Origin of the sequence: Aeromonas sp. INTO2, assembly GCF_049860605.1 — a bacterium.
Lineage (GTDB): Bacteria > Pseudomonadota > Gammaproteobacteria > Enterobacterales > Aeromonadaceae > Aeromonas > Aeromonas caviae.
The window spans coordinates 4121336-4134710 of sequence record NZ_CP187588.1 but is presented as its reverse complement, the minus strand read 5'-3'; the positions used below and the strand labels follow the sequence as shown (position 1 = coordinate 4134710).

The following is a 13375-nucleotide window of genomic DNA, read 5'->3' as shown; positions in this document are numbered from 1 at the left end:
CCCATTTCCCAATATTTCCCACCTGCCGGACATTCTATTTTCGGCGGGGGAAGAGACTCATTTTGAATATTTAAATCTGGGGTGTTTATATTATGGAAAACTTCAAGCATCTGCCCGAACCCTTCCGTATTCGTGTCATCGAGCCGGTCAAGCGCACCACCCGTGCCTATCGGGAAGAGGCCATTGTCCGGGCGGGCATGAACCCCTTCCTGCTGGACAGCGAAGACGTCTTCATCGACCTGCTGACCGACAGTGGCACCGGCGCCATCACTCAGGACATGCAGGCCGCCATGCTGCGCGGTGACGAGGCCTACAGCGGCAGCCGCAGCTACTATGCCCTGCAACAGGCGGTGCAGGAGATCTTCGGCTACTCCCTGACCATCCCCACTCACCAGGGGCGCGGCGCCGAGCAGATTTACATCCCCGTGCTCATCAAGAAGCGGGAGCAGGAGAAGGGGCTGGATCGCAAGAAGATGGTGGCCCTCTCCAACTACTTCTTCGACACCACCCAGGGCCACACCCAGATCAACTGCTGCGTGGCGAAGAACGTCTACACCAGGGAGGCGTTCGATACCTCGGTCACCGCCGACTTCAAAGGCAACTTCGATCTGGTGAAGCTGGAAGAGGCCATCCTGGAGGCGGGCCCCGCCAACGTGCCCTACATCGTCAGCACCATCACCTGCAACTCCGCCGGGGGGCAGCCGGTCTCCATTGCCAACCTGAAGGCGGTGTACGAGATCGCCAGAAAGTACGACATCCCGGTCATCATGGACTCCGCCCGCTTCGCCGAGAACGCCTACTTCATCCAGCAGCGGGAGCCTGGCTACGCGAACTGGACCATCGAGGAGATCACCAGAGAGTCCTACAAGTACGCCGACGGCCTCGCCATGTCGGCGAAGAAGGATGCCATGGTGCAGATGGGGGGGCTGCTGTGCTTCAAGGATGACAGCATGCTGGACGTCTACACCGAGTGCCGCACCCTGTGCGTGGTGCAGGAGGGCTTCCCGACCTATGGCGGCCTGGAAGGGGGCGCCATGGAGCGCCTGGCGGTGGGCCTGCGGGACGGCATGCGCCAGGACTGGCTGGCCTATCGCATCGGCCAGGTGCAGTACCTGGTGGACGGGCTGGAGGCCATCGGCGTGGTGTGCCAGCAGGCAGGGGGCCATGCGGCCTTCGTGGATGCGGGCAAGCTGCTGCCCCACATCCCGGCGGATCAGTTCCCGGCCCACGCCCTGGCCTGCGAGCTCTACAAGGTCGCCGGCATCCGGGCGGTGGAGATAGGTTCCCTGCTGCTGGGGCGCGACCCCGCCACCGGCAAGCAGCACCCCTGCCCGGCGGAGCTGCTGCGCCTGACCATCCCCCGTGCCACCTATACCCAGACCCACATGGACTTTGTCATCGAGGCCTTCGGCGAGGTGAAGAAGAACGCCCACCGGGTGAAGGGGCTCGACTTCATTTACGAGCCGGCCGTGCTGCGCCACTTCACCGCCAGACTGAAAGAGGTCGAGCATAACGACCCGTCAGCCGGCAAGACGCAGAAAAAATTGATAGAAGCATAACGAGTCAGGGGCACAGATTTTTCTGTGCCCTTTTTTTCACTGCTCTGTGAAAGATTTGGAGTGACACACATGACATCAACACCGTCCGTCATCGGAGGGGCCTGCATCATTGCCAGCGTCTGTGTCGGTGCCGGCATGCTGGGGCTGCCGAGCGCGGGAGCCGGGGCCTGGACCAGCTGGTCAACCCTCGCCATCATTCTCACCATGGTCATCATGACGGTTTCAGGCTGGATGCTGCTGGAAGCCCTGAAACCCTACGCATTGACTGCCTCCTTCAACTCGGTGACCAAGGATCTGCTCGGTCGCAGGATCAATCTCTTCAACAACCTCACCGTCTATTTCGTGGGCGGCATTTTGCTCTATGCCTATATCACCTCGTCGGGTCTCATCCTGGGCGGCCTGCTGGGCATCAATAGCCAGCTGGCCTCGGTGCTGTTCGTGCTGGTGTTCTCCTGGTTTGTCTGGCATTCGACCCGGGCGGTGGACAGGATTTCGGTCGTCCTGATCGTCTTTATGGTGCTGAGCTTCGTGTTCGGGGTCTCCGGGCTTGCCAGCAAGGTCGACACCGCCAAGCTGTTCAACTCCTTTGCCGAGGAGCTGGGCCGCGCCCCCTATGCCCTGGCCATGTTGCCGGTGGCGCTCACCTCGTTTGGCTACCACCACTCGGTGGCCTCCATGCGCGCCTATTACGGCGAGGAGCAGAAAGCCAGGCAGGCGATCCTGGGGGGGACCCTGATCGCCCTGGCGCTCTATCTGCTGTGGCTGCTCAGCATCTTCGGCAACCTGCCTCGTCCCGCCTTCGGCCCCGTCATCGCCAAGGGGGGTGACGTGGATGTGCTGCTGGGGGCGCTGGCCTCGGTGATAGAGTCCAGGCAGGTCTCCCAGGCCATCAACCTCTTCTCCATGGCGGCCATCCTCTCCTCCTTCATCGGGGTGGGGCTCGGGGTGTTCGACTATCTGGCGGATCTGTTCCGGTTCGACAACAGCCGCCGGGGGCGGGCCAAATCCTGGGCGGTGACCTTCCTGCCCCCCCTGGCGCTCTCCCTGATGTTCCCGTTCGGCTTCGTGGTGGCCATCGGCTATGCCGGGGCCGCGGCGACCGTTTGGGCCTGCATCATCCCGGCCCTGCTGGTGAAGAAGTCCCGGGAGCTGGCCCCGGACGAGGCTGGGTTCAAGGCCCCCGGCGGCCAGCCCATGGTGGTGGCCGTCATCGTCTTCGGGGTGCTTACCGCCATCTTCCACCTGATGGCCATGGCGGGTCTGCTGCCCGTCTACACCGGTTGACCCTGGTGTGCTGAACCTGGCCCCATCCCGAACATATTCCACGGATGGGGCGCAGGATCCGGTCCGTTTCTCCCCATTTTCCCTCCGGATTTGATACCCGAAGGCATGCAGGGTAAAGTCCCCCGGCGCCAGCAGTGGCGAACGCAGGAGAAGCACGGCGGTGTGCCGTGACCAGTCGACAATCCGTTTGGGGGAGTAATGGAACAGAAACCATCGTTGGTGGGCGGGGCATGCATCATTGCCGGCGTCTGTGTGGGGGCCGGCATGCTGGGGCTGCCGAGTGCGGGGGCGGGCGCCTGGACCCTCTGGTCCATGCTCGCGGTGGCACTGACCATGGTGGTGATGACGGTCTCCGGCTGGATGCTGCTGGAGTCCTATCGGGGCTATCCCCTGCGCGTCTCCTTCGATACCGTGACCCGGGATCTGCTGGGGGAGAAGGTCAACGCCCTCAACAATCTCAGCGTTTATTTCGTCGGCGGCATCCTGCTCTATGCCTACATCACCTCGGCCGGCCTCATCATCGACGGCATGACGGGGATGGGCAGCCAGTGGGCGTCCGTGCTCTTTACCCTGGCCTTCTCCCTGCTGGTGTGGCACTCCACCCGGGCGGTGGACCGCATCTCGGTGCTGCTGGTGGTCCTGATGGGGCTGAGCTTTGCCTTCGGCATCTCGGGCCTGTCGATGAACGTGCGCCTCGATCTGCTGCTCGACCGGGTGGGCAGCGAAGTGAGCTACGCCCCCTATGCCCTGGTGATGCTGCCGGTGGCGCTCACCTCGTTCGGCTACCACCATTCGGTCTCCTCCATGCGCGCCTACTACGGTGAAGAGCGCCGTGCCAGCCGCGCCATTCTGGGGGGCACCCTGATCGCGCTCGCGTTTTACCTCATCTGGCTGGTGAGCGTCTTTGGCAACCTGCCCCGCAGCGAGTTCGGCCCGGTGATCGCGGAGGGGGGCAACGTGGATGCCCTGCTCAAGGCTCTCGGTTCGGTGATCGAGTCCAAGGCGGTGGCCAGCGCCCTCAACGCCTTCTCTATGGCGGCCATCCTCTCCTCCTTCATCGGGGTGGGGCTCGGGGTGTTCGACTACCTGGCGGATCTGTTCAAGTTCGACAACAGCCGGGGTGGCCGCGCCAAGTCCTGGGCGGTGACCTTCCTGCCGCCCCTGGTGCTCTCCTTGCTGTTCCCGTTCGGCTTCCTGGTGGCCATCGGCTATGCGGGCGCCGTGGCGACCCTGTGGACCTGCATCATCCCGCCCCTGCTGGCCTGGAAGGTGCGGGCGGCCCGGCGCGAAGAAGGTGGCGAGGGCTTCCGCGCCCCCGGCGGCCTCTTCATGATCGTCCTGGTGATCCTGTTCGGCGTGCTGACCGCCGCCTTCCACCTGCTCAACATGGTGGACCTGCTGCCCGCCTACAAGGGCTGAGCCGTTACCCGGGTCGCAGTGCCAGCACACAATGACAAAGAAGGAGCCTCATGGGCTCCTTCTTGCTTGTCACACAGGCAATATTGGCGTCGGTTACTGAATGCCGACCGACAGGGAGTGGGGGACCTTGGCGCCTTTACGGGCGGTGGAGCGCATCTGGTAGACCTGGATCAGGTACTTGCCCGACTTGGGCAGGGTGCCTTGCCATTTTGTGTCCACGTTGCCGCCGCCCAGTGCCTCGGCCTGACCCGGGATGGCGCCCGGCGCGAAGACGTTGAAGTTGGCATTGGTGCTGCCGGTGATGGCGACCGTCATGGTCTGGCCTTCTTTGGCGCCCAGGGTGTAGTTGATGGTGTCATAACCGGAGAAGGTGCCGTCAACCTTGGCGCTGTGCGTGCCTTTGGCGAAGTGCACCGGCACCGTGGTCACCTTGTCTGCCGCCTGAACCGAGGCCGCCATCATCATGGCCAGCAAGGCGGCCGTTACTGCTTTTTTCATTATGTATTGCTCCTGTGATCGGGCCCTGGCACGGGCCTCGAGGGGAAGATATGCCTGAACGATGACGCGACTCCATCGAAATGATGGGGCGGTCGGAGCGGGGGATGTTGCAAGATTTGGGGTATGCACAGACGGACATGGTGCCTTTTGGCCGCAAGCCAGATGAACACAAGGTCGATGGGGTTTTATATGGCGAGTTCCCTGATACAGGGGGCGTTTTTGTCAACGTGGTGTTGACGAACAGGGTGCCCGCTGCGGCCATGAGTCTGCGACAGAATTGATCGCCCCGGGTCTCCTGCATGGTCAGGGCGCGGGAGGGCGTGCGGAAAAAGAGGACGTTAAGGTTGGCTGGTGCCCTCAGCCGCCATGGCCTGCTGCTGATAGCGCGCCACCGTGCCGTCCTGCTTCATTTGCCGGATCACGCTGGCAAGGGGGGCCAGCAGATCCTGATGCCGTTCGTGCAGGTAGACGTAAGAATCGGCCAGCTCCATCACCCCGGCGGAGTAGATGCCGGCATAGCCCGGGTCCTGGCGCGTCAGGGCGGCCAGGGCCTGGCTGGCAATCAGGGTCTGCTCCACATAGAGGTCACTGCGCCCCTTGAGCAGCTTGCCCATCCCCTGCTCGGCGGTGGTGATGGCAAAGAGCCGGTTCGGTGCCACCACCTTGCCCAGCATCATCTCCGGCAGCTTGGCGCCACGGCGAAACTCGACCCGATAACCGGTGCCCAGCAGGCTGTGCCACCCCTGCAGCTGGATCCCGGGCTGGTGGGCATAGGCCTGATAGGAGACGGCGAAATGGGGCTCGGGCACGCGCTGGAGGGTGCGGGTCTGCTGCTGGTAGCTGGCGGCGCGGTGGATCTCGCCATCGACCTGTCCCTGCTCTGCCAGCAGGGGGGCCCGTCCCCCGGGGTAGCCCTGGTACTGGAAGTCATAGCCCAGGCGGGCGAACGCGTCCCGATAGATGAGATCGAGCCAGCGACCATAGGGGGACTCCCTGGTTTCAAGGGAGCTCACCAGTGTGATGTTGCCCCTGCCTTGCGCCCCCCATACCTGGAAGGCCAGCAGCAAGAGCAGTGAAAGAGCGAAGAAGCGGTATCCTGAAACCTGCGCCATGGTGTCCCTGTCAGAGCGGTGGTTGCAAAGGGTGACAGTCCTATCCTAGCCCAGGGGGTTGCCCGGTCCAGCGCTTTCTGCCGTCCGCCCGTGGATACCCTCCGGGCCGCCTTGCCCGAATGAACGACAACAAAGGGAGATAGCCAGCGCCGCTCACAGGCTGGCGAAATCCACCTCGGGCAGGGTTTCGAAGCCGGGGCGGGCAAACAGATAGCCCTGCATCAGGCTGACGCCCATCTCCCGCAGGCAGGCCATCTCGTCGCGGGTCTCGACCCCCTCCGCCAGCGGGGTGATCTGCAACTCCGTAAACAGCGCCAGACAGTGGCGAACGATGGCCTGACGGATCGGGTCCTGGTCGATGCCGCGCAGCAGGTGCATATCGAGTTTGATGATGTCGGGGCGAAAATCGGCCAGCAGGCTCAGGCCCGAGTAACCGGCGCCAAAGTCGTCGATCGCCGTCTTGAAGCCAAGGGCCTGATAGTGATCGACGATGCCGCGAATATGGCGGTTGTCCTGCACCTGTTCCACCTCGGTGAACTCGAACATGATCTGCTCGATGGGGAAGAGGTGCTCGCGGGCCGCCTGCAACGTGGTGCGAATGCAGCGCTCCGGGCGATAGACCGCATTGGGCAGGAAGTTGATGCTCAGCATGCCCCGCATGTCGAGGCGGGCGGCCAGCGCAATGGCCTTGATCCGGCACAGCTGATCGAAGCGGTAGCGGTTGTCATCGTTGACCCGGTCAATCACGCTCTGCGCCGACTCGTTGTTGAGCCCCCGCACCAGGGCCTCATAGCCGAAGAGGGTGCGCTGGCTGCAATCGACAATGGGCTGAAAGGCCATGGTGAAGTCGAAGTCGAGATCTGCTTTCTCCTGACACAGCTGGCAGATAGCGGGGGACGGGGCGGCAGGTATATCCATGACTCTCCTCTCGGGGCGTGGCGGCGCTGGGGACTGACTCAAATGATAACAGCTCGGCTCCGCCAGCAGGGTAATTTCCCGGTAATACGCAGCCACTCCCCTTGAGGCACCAAACGTTACCCCGTTTTCTGCAAGATATGCGGCAAGGGCGGGTGAGGGTTGTTCCGCTTGTTTGCCAGAGATCGGGCGATGCCCCGCAGGCACCCGTTAGCGTTGCTGGTGGCCGCCAACTCAGCCAAGGTTGTCGGTATAAACAAAATTTATGGGTTTTCGGATAATGACCAAATTTTTACTTATGTATGCTCGCAGTGTGCCCTGATGCCGCAGTTTGGCCCGTTCACCGCCCGCAAGGGGCAATGGCCGATCTTGATCAACCGGCATAGCGCGTCAGCCAATGCCCTGCAGGTTCGATTAGGGAAGGTGCGAATAAGCGGGGAAATTCTTCTCGGCTGACTCAGTCATTTCATTTTTTCAGTTTGAGCCGATCTTTTCTCCCGTAAATGCCTTGAATCAGCCTATTTAGACCGTTTCTTCGCCATTTAAGGCGCTATTCCCAGTTTTTAGTGAGATCTCTCCCACTGACGTATCATTTGGTCCGCCCGAAACAGGTTGGCCAGCGTGAATAACATCGCCAGTTGGTTATCGTTTTTCAGCAACCCCTTGTATCTGGCTTTCACGAAGCCGAACTGTCGCTTGATGATGCGAAACGGGTGCTCCACCTTGGCCCGGATGCTGGCTTTCATGTATTCGATGTTGATGGCCGTTTTGTTCTTGCGTGGATGCTGTTTCAAGGTTCTTACCTTGCCGGGGCGCTCGGCGATCAGCCAGTCCACATCCACCTCGGCCAGCTCCTCGCGCTGTGGCGCCCCTTGGTAGCCGGCATCGGCTGAGACAAATTGCTCCTCTCCATGCAGCAGATTACCCAGCTGATTGAGGTCATGCTCGTTGGCCGCGGTGGTGACTAGGCTGTGGGTCAGGCCACTCTTGGCATCGACACCAATGTGGGCCTTCATGCCAAAGTGCCACTGATTGCCTTTCTTGGTCTGATGCATCTGCGGATCGCGTTGCTGCTCTTTGTTCTTGGTCGAGCTGGGTGCCTCAATGATGGTGGCATCGACCAAGGTGCCTTGAGTCATCATGACGCCTGCTTCGGCCAGCCAGCGATTGATGGTCTTGAACAATTGGCGGGCCAGTTGATGCTGCTCCAGCAGGTGGCGGAAATTCATGATGGTGGTGCGGTCCGGCAAGGCGCTATCCAGGGATAACCGGGCAAACAGACGCATGGAGGCGATTTCGTACAGAGCATCTTCCATCGCGCCATCGCTCAGGTTGTACCAATGCTGCATGCAGTGAATGCGTAGCATGGTTTCCAGCGGATAAGGTCGCCGGCCATTACCAGCCTTGGGATAAAACGGCTTGTATGGAGATGGTATTCACCTGACAGTTGCCCACAAAAGGGAGTGGTCATACGGCTTCAAACCGGATAACAAAACGGTACCCCTACCGTGTTATCCGGAGTCACCGTATGACCACCAACGAGAAAGTAGCACGTCGTAAACTCAGTCTGCTAGAGCTCGCCAAAGAGCTCAATAACGTCAGCAAAGCCTGCAAGCTCATCGGCTACAGCCGTCAGCAGTTCTACGAAATTCGCCGTAACTATCAGACCTATGGCGCCGAGGGCTTGCTCGACAAACTACCCGGCTGTAAAGGGGCGCATCCCAACCGGGTCGCTCCCGAGATTGAACAGGCTATCCTCGATTACTCTCTCACCAGACCAACCCATGGCCCGCTGCGGGTCGCGCAAGAACTGGCTCTGCAAGGCATCAACGTCAGTGCGGGCGGTGTGCGTGGCGTGTGGCAACGTCACGACTTGCTCTCCAAGCATGACCGCTTGTTGCGCCTCGAGAAAACCCACAGGGAACAGACGATTGAGCTCAATGACGAGCAGATCCGCCTGCTCGAGCGCTTCAGCCCCGAGTTTCGCGAACGCCAAATTGAGGTTCACTACACCGGGGAACTGGTGGCGGTCGACACCTTTCGTCGGCGCACTCAAGGGGTGGGCAAGGTGTATCTGCAAACCGTACTGGACTGCTACAGCCGCCACGCCTGGGGACGGCTCTACACCAGCAAGCTGCCGGTGACCTCGGTCCATGTGCTCAACGAAACGGTCCTGCCGTTCTTCGAGGCTCACGAGGCGCGGGTCTATACCATCCTGTCGGACAACGGGCGCGAGTTCTGCGGGCGCCCTGACCATCACCCCTACGAGCTGTTCCTGCAACTGGAGGGGATTGAGCACCGGACCACCAAGGTACGCAGGCCGCAGAGCAACGGCTTTATCGAGCGGCTACATCGCACCCTGCTGGATGAACACTTCCGTATCAAGGGGAGGACAACCTGGTATGAGTCGGTAGAGCAGATGCAGACAGACCTGGACAGCTATCTGGATCACTACAACACCCAGCGGCCACATCAAGGCAGGATGATGGAAGGACAGACTCCCTACAGCATGTTCAAAAAGGGTCTGAAATTGATACCGAAGGAAGTGCGCACTAAAGTAGCGTAAACAAGACACCGGTTTGAGGCCGGTGTCAGGTGATAACTAGATCTGTACAAACGGCTCGATGACTTCCACCATGTTTTGCCATGGCAGAATCTGCTCCATGCGGGACAAGAAAATCTCTTTTCTGGTCTGACGGCGCTTACTGCTGAATTCACTGTCGGCGAAGGTGAGCTGATGACTCATGATGAACCCTTTTTCATGGCTCCAGATGACAAACATGATCTCATATCAGGGACTTGTTCGCACCTTCCCTAGGGATTGTGAATCAGTTCAGTGTTTTTCAATTATATAATTGATTTCATTGTTTCTCTGTGTTCTATATACATGACATCCCACCATTTTTAGAAGGAGCTAAACAATGGTTAGATTTTCAGTGTTTTTATTTTCGATAAGTTTGATAACTCTTCCTGCATATGCAGTTCCTAACATATGGAAAAGTGAGTTTGGGCAGGGTTTTTTAGTAATTAATATTAATAATGAGTCTGGGGATGAGTTCACCATTACGTGTGATCTTGGCTATACAGAAACAGGTGAAAAAACCTCAGCCAGTTTTAAACTGGGAAATGGAAGTGACTTATCTCCTTCATCCGAAAATAAAGTCGAGATAGTTATTGATGGGAATTCATATTTTATCCCTGAGGGAGTTGGATCTCGAAGTGGAGACATTTCGTGGGGGAGTTTTATCAGTGTGATAAATACTGCCAATAACTTCGATGTCTATGTTAATGATAAAATCAAGGCCAGTTTTCATCCGACGCCACAAAGTTCCAAGAAAGAACTTTCTGATCTAACCCAATGTACTTATCGACCAAGAGATAGTTAGTTTTATAAAACTCAATAGATATTATTATGTTTATTTGGAGCAAATGGAATTGATATGGTATTTTAATTTCTTATATAAAAACGGCGCCTTACGGCGCCGTTTTTAATATCACTTACTCAACCAAGATCACTGCAGCAGCGAGATATCCGCGACTTGCAGGAACAGGTTGCGCAGGTTGTTCAGCAGTGCCAGACGGTTGGCCTTGAGGGCTTCGTCGTCGGCCATCACCATCACTTCGTTGAAGAAGGTGTCGACCGGCTCGCGCAGGGCGGCCAGACGGGTGAGGGCAGCCTGATAGTCACCGGCAGCGAACAGCGGGGCCAGTTCGGCTTGCAGTTCGGCAACCTGGGTGGCCAGCGCCTTCTCGGCGGCATCGACCAGCAGTTCCGGTTTGACGGTTGTGGGCAATGGAACCTCGACCTTGGCCAGAATGTTGCTCACGCGCTTGTTGGCGGCAGCCAGTGCCAGTGCGGCATCCAGCGTGCGGAAGTGGCTGACGGCCTTGACGCGACGATCGAAGTCGAGCGGACGGGTCGGGCGGCGGGCCAGTACGGCCAGCACCACGTCGGCACCGATGCCTTCGTCCTGATAGGCGGCGCGGAAGCGGCCCAGCATAAAGTCGACCACGTCGGTGACGACGGTTTTGTTGGTCAGCTTGTCGCCGTAGACGCGTACCGCTTCTTCAACCAGTTCAACCAGATCCAAGTCCAGCTGCTTCTCGGTCATGATGCGCAGGGCACCGATGGCGGCGCGACGCAGGGCGAACGGGTCCTTGTCACCCTTGGGCAGCATGCCGATGCCGAAGATACCGGCCAGGGTGTCGAACTTGTCGGCCAGCGCGACGGCGCAGGCAACCAGACCGGACGGCAGGGCATCACCGGCAAAGCGCGGCATGTACTGCTCGTTGAGGGCCACAGCCACTGCTTCGTCTTCGCCATCGTGACGGGCGTAGTGCATCCCCATGACACCCTGGGTGTCGGTGAACTCGCCGACCATGTTGGTCATCAGGTCACACTTGGAGAGCAGACCGGCACGCTTGGCCTGAGCCACGTCGGCACCGATGCGCTCGGCGATAAAGCCGGCGACGGTCTCGATACGCTCGACCTTGGCCTTGACGGTACCCAGCTGTTGCTGGAACAGCACGGTTTCAAGGCGTGGCAGGCGGGAGGCCAGGGTCTGCTTGAGGTCGGTCTTGAAGAAGAACTCGGCGTCAGAGAGACGGGGACGAACCACCTTCTCGTTGCCGCTGATGATCTGGCTCGGGTCTTTGGACTCGATGTTGGTGACGAAGATGAACTTCGGCAGCAGCTTGCCGTTCTTGTCGTAGACCGGGAAGTACTTCTGGTCACCCTTCATGGTGTGCACCAGCGCTTCAGCCGGAACGGCCAGGAACTTCTCTTCGAAGTTGGCGGTCAGCACCACCGGCCACTCGACCAGTGCGGTTACTTCTTCCAGCAGGGCGTCGTCCAGATCGGCCACGCCACCGAAGGCGGCAGCGGCCGCTTCGACGTCAGCCTTGATCTTGGCCTTGCGCGCCATGAAGTCGGCAATCACCATGCCGCGCTCCTGCAGGATCTGCGGGTACTGGCTGGCGTTGTCGATGGTGAACTCGCTCTCACCCATAAAGCGGTGACCGCGAAGGGTGCGGGCAGAATCGATACCCAGAATGTGAGCGGGCACCAGCTCGCCATCCAGCAGCAGGGTCACGGTGAAGACCGGACGCACGAACTGGATGGTCTTGTCGCCCCAGCGCATCATTTTTGGGATCGGCAGTTTGGCCAGCGCCTGGCTAACCAGCTCGCCCAGCAGATCGACGGCCGGACGGCCTTCGACCTTGGCGGTGTGAACCAGCCACTCGCCCTTGTCGGTGACCAGACGCTCGGCCTGCTCAACGGTGATGCCGTTGCCACGGGCCCAGCCTTCGGCAGCCTTGGTCGGCTTGCCTTCGGCATCGAACGCCTGAGCCACGGCCGGGCCGCGCTTCTCGACGCTCTTGCTCGGCTGTTCGCCAGCCAGCTCGCTTACCTTCAGCGCCAGACGGCGCGGTGAAGCAAACCACTCGACGTCGCCAAAGGCCAGATCGGCCTTGGTCAGTTCGGCTTTGAAGTTGTCGGCAAAGGCTTCGGCCAGGGAGCGCAGGGCTTTGGGCGGCAGCTCAGCAGTACCGATCTCTACCAGAAATGTATGTTGTGCCATGTCCGTTCCTTAACCTTGCTTGTTCTCTGTGCGCTGACACATGGGGAAACCCAGCGCTTCGCGGGAGGCGTAGTATGCCTCTGCCACAGCCTTGGTCAGGGTGCGAATGCGCAGGATGTAGCGCTGACGCTCGGTGACCGAGATGGCCTTGCGGGCATCCAGCAGGTTGAAGGAGTGAGCGGCTTTGAGGATGCGCTCGTAGGCAGGCAGCGGCAGCGGTTTTTCCAGTGCCAGCAGATTCTGGGCTTCCTTCTCGTACTGCTCGAAGCAGTGGAACAGGAACTCCACATCGGCGTGTTCGAAGTTGTAGGTGGATTGCTCCACTTCGTTCTGGTGGAACACGTCGCCGTAGGTGGTCTTGCCCAGCGGGCCGTCAGACCAGACCAGGTCGTAGACGCTGTCCACGCCCTGAATGTACATGGCCAGACGCTCGAGACCGTAGGTGATCTCGCCGGTGACCGGCTTGCACTCGAGGCCGCCAACCTGCTGGAAGTAGGTGAACTGGGTCACTTCCATGCCGTTCAGCCACACTTCCCAACCCAGACCCCAGGCACCCAGCGTCGGGTTTTCCCAGTTGTCTTCCACGAAGCGGATGTCGTGGATCTCGGGATCCATGCCCAGCTCTTTCAGGGAGCCCAGATAGAGTTCCTGAATGTTGTCGGGAGAAGGCTTGATGATCACCTGGAACTGGTAGTAGTGCTGCAGGCGGTTCGGGTTTTCACCGTAGCGGCCGTCAGTCGGACGGCGGGACGGTTGTACATAGGCGCAGGCGATGGGCTCCGGGCCCAGGGCGCGCAGGCAGGTCATGGGGTGGGAGGTACCGGCACCCACTTCCATATCCAGCGGCTGAATGATGGTACAGCCCTGGCGGGACCAATAGTCCTGCAACTGCAGGATCAGGCCCTGAAAGGTTTTGACATCGAATTTTTGCATAGTGTTTTTCGCGCGAAATGAAATCAGAGCAAGATTTGCTGAATGTGAACCGAGGGAGTATACCGTCTGGCAT

General features: G+C 59.7%; 12 protein-coding genes and 2 pseudogenes. 7 read left to right on the top strand and 7 right to left on the bottom strand.

Annotated elements, in window-relative coordinates; genetic code table 11:
* Positions 1 to 92 precede the first annotated feature (92 nt).
* The 3 genes from tnaA to ACPW74_RS19550 all read left to right on the top strand — a co-directional run bounded on the left by tnaA (position 93) and on the right by ACPW74_RS19550 (position 4262).
* Positions 93 to 1559: a tryptophanase gene (gene tnaA, locus ACPW74_RS19560; RefSeq protein WP_010672391.1), complete on the top strand. Its 1467-nt coding sequence runs from the start codon at positions 93 to 95 to the stop codon at positions 1557 to 1559.
* Positions 1560 to 1628: 69 nt separating this feature from the next.
* A complete protein-coding gene (locus ACPW74_RS19555) occupies positions 1629 to 2843 on the top strand; it encodes an aromatic amino acid transporter (protein ID WP_425858446.1) in 1215 nt (404 codons plus the stop codon).
* A gap of 198 nt (positions 2844 to 3041) precedes the next feature.
* The gene (locus ACPW74_RS19550; RefSeq protein ID WP_279982197.1) at positions 3042 to 4262 is read left to right on the top strand and encodes an aromatic amino acid transporter; all 1221 of its coding nucleotides are present in this window, start codon (positions 3042 to 3044) and stop codon (positions 4260 to 4262) included.
* A gap of 93 nt (positions 4263 to 4355) precedes the next feature.
* On the opposite strand, the gene ACPW74_RS19545 is transcribed toward ACPW74_RS19550, so the two are convergent.
* Entirely contained in the window at positions 4356 to 4760 is a 405-nt protein-coding gene (locus tag ACPW74_RS19545; protein ID WP_052814744.1) for a hypothetical protein, read from the bottom strand.
* A gap of 104 nt (positions 4761 to 4864) precedes the next feature.
* Between ACPW74_RS19545 and ACPW74_RS19540 the strand changes: the two genes are divergently transcribed.
* Complete coding sequence (locus ACPW74_RS19540) at positions 4865 to 5041, top strand: hypothetical protein (protein ID WP_154676073.1); 177 nt, start codon at positions 4865 to 4867, stop codon at positions 5039 to 5041.
* A 57-nt stretch (positions 5042 to 5098) separates the two neighbouring features.
* Here ACPW74_RS19540 and ACPW74_RS19535 read toward each other — a convergent pair whose 3' ends face one another.
* Both ACPW74_RS19535 and ACPW74_RS19530 read right to left on the bottom strand, forming a co-directional pair.
* The gene (locus tag ACPW74_RS19535; RefSeq protein WP_052814740.1) at positions 5099 to 5872 is read right to left on the bottom strand and encodes a hypothetical protein; all 774 of its coding nucleotides are present in this window, start codon (positions 5870 to 5872) and stop codon (positions 5099 to 5101) included.
* Positions 5873 to 6025: 153 nt separating this feature from the next.
* The gene (locus tag ACPW74_RS19530) at positions 6026 to 6790 is read right to left on the bottom strand and encodes an EAL domain-containing protein (RefSeq protein ID WP_052814738.1); all 765 of its coding nucleotides are present in this window, start codon (positions 6788 to 6790) and stop codon (positions 6026 to 6028) included.
* A 168-nt stretch (positions 6791 to 6958) separates the two neighbouring features.
* Between ACPW74_RS19530 and ACPW74_RS19525 the strand changes: the two genes are divergently transcribed.
* Complete coding sequence (locus ACPW74_RS19525) at positions 6959 to 7243, top strand: hypothetical protein (RefSeq protein WP_279982195.1); 285 nt, start codon at positions 6959 to 6961, stop codon at positions 7241 to 7243.
* 107 nt (positions 7244 to 7350) lie between these two features.
* Here ACPW74_RS19525 and ACPW74_RS19520 read toward each other — a convergent pair.
* Positions 7351 to 8208: pseudogene (locus ACPW74_RS19520) on the bottom strand (IS5-like element IS5 family transposase); the annotation flags it as partial.
* Between the two features lie 107 nt (positions 8209 to 8315).
* Between ACPW74_RS19520 and ACPW74_RS19515 the strand changes: the two are divergent.
* Positions 8316 to 9353, top strand: a complete 1038-nt coding sequence (locus ACPW74_RS19515) for an IS481 family transposase (protein ID WP_425858445.1) — start codon at positions 8316 to 8318, stop codon at positions 9351 to 9353.
* Between the two features lie 48 nt (positions 9354 to 9401).
* Here ACPW74_RS19515 and ACPW74_RS19510 read toward each other — a convergent pair.
* Positions 9402 to 9533 (bottom strand): annotated as a pseudogene (locus tag ACPW74_RS19510) (IS5/IS1182 family transposase); the annotation flags it as partial.
* Between the two features lie 175 nt (positions 9534 to 9708).
* Here ACPW74_RS19510 and ACPW74_RS19505 point away from each other — a divergent pair.
* Positions 9709 to 10173 (top strand): hypothetical protein, encoded by a 465-nt coding sequence (locus ACPW74_RS19505; protein ID WP_124812786.1) that lies wholly within the window; start codon positions 9709 to 9711, stop codon positions 10171 to 10173.
* 126 nt (positions 10174 to 10299) lie between these two features.
* Here the strand turns inward: ACPW74_RS19505 and glyS are convergent, their stop codons facing one another.
* Positions 10300 to 12369, bottom strand: coding sequence for a glycine--tRNA ligase subunit beta (glyS, locus tag ACPW74_RS19500; protein WP_279982194.1), 2070 nt, complete (start codon positions 12367 to 12369; stop codon positions 10300 to 10302).
* A 9-nt stretch (positions 12370 to 12378) separates the two neighbouring features.
* A complete protein-coding gene (gene glyQ, locus ACPW74_RS19495; protein WP_041212022.1) occupies positions 12379 to 13302 on the bottom strand; it encodes a glycine--tRNA ligase subunit alpha in 924 nt (307 codons plus the stop codon).
* Between the last annotated feature and the right edge of the window lie 73 nt (positions 13303 to 13375).

Excerpts from the sequence above, each read along its gene's own strand:
- glyS (WP_279982194.1), bottom strand. The coding sequence starts at position 12,369 with ATGGCACAACATACATTTCTGGTAGAGATCGGTACTGCTGAGCTGCCG.
- glyQ (WP_041212022.1), bottom strand. The coding sequence starts at position 13,302 with ATGCAAAAATTCGATGTCAAAACCTTTCAGGGCCTGATCCTGCAGTTG.
- ACPW74_RS19545 (WP_052814744.1), bottom strand. The coding sequence starts at position 4,760 with ATGAAAAAAGCAGTAACGGCCGCCTTGCTGGCCATGATGATGGCGGCC.
- ACPW74_RS19515 (WP_425858445.1), top strand. The coding sequence starts at position 8,316 with ATGACCACCAACGAGAAAGTAGCACGTCGTAAACTCAGTCTGCTAGAG.
- ACPW74_RS19530 (WP_052814738.1), bottom strand. The coding sequence starts at position 6,790 with ATGGATATACCTGCCGCCCCGTCCCCCGCTATCTGCCAGCTGTGTCAG.
- ACPW74_RS19505 (WP_124812786.1), top strand. The coding sequence starts at position 9,709 with ATGGTTAGATTTTCAGTGTTTTTATTTTCGATAAGTTTGATAACTCTT.
- ACPW74_RS19550 (WP_279982197.1), top strand. The coding sequence starts at position 3,042 with ATGGAACAGAAACCATCGTTGGTGGGCGGGGCATGCATCATTGCCGGC.
- ACPW74_RS19540 (WP_154676073.1), top strand. The coding sequence starts at position 4,865 with ATGTTGCAAGATTTGGGGTATGCACAGACGGACATGGTGCCTTTTGGC.
- tnaA (WP_010672391.1), top strand. The coding sequence starts at position 93 with ATGGAAAACTTCAAGCATCTGCCCGAACCCTTCCGTATTCGTGTCATC.
- ACPW74_RS19535 (WP_052814740.1), bottom strand. The coding sequence starts at position 5,872 with ATGGCGCAGGTTTCAGGATACCGCTTCTTCGCTCTTTCACTGCTCTTG.
- ACPW74_RS19555 (WP_425858446.1), top strand. The coding sequence starts at position 1,629 with ATGACATCAACACCGTCCGTCATCGGAGGGGCCTGCATCATTGCCAGC.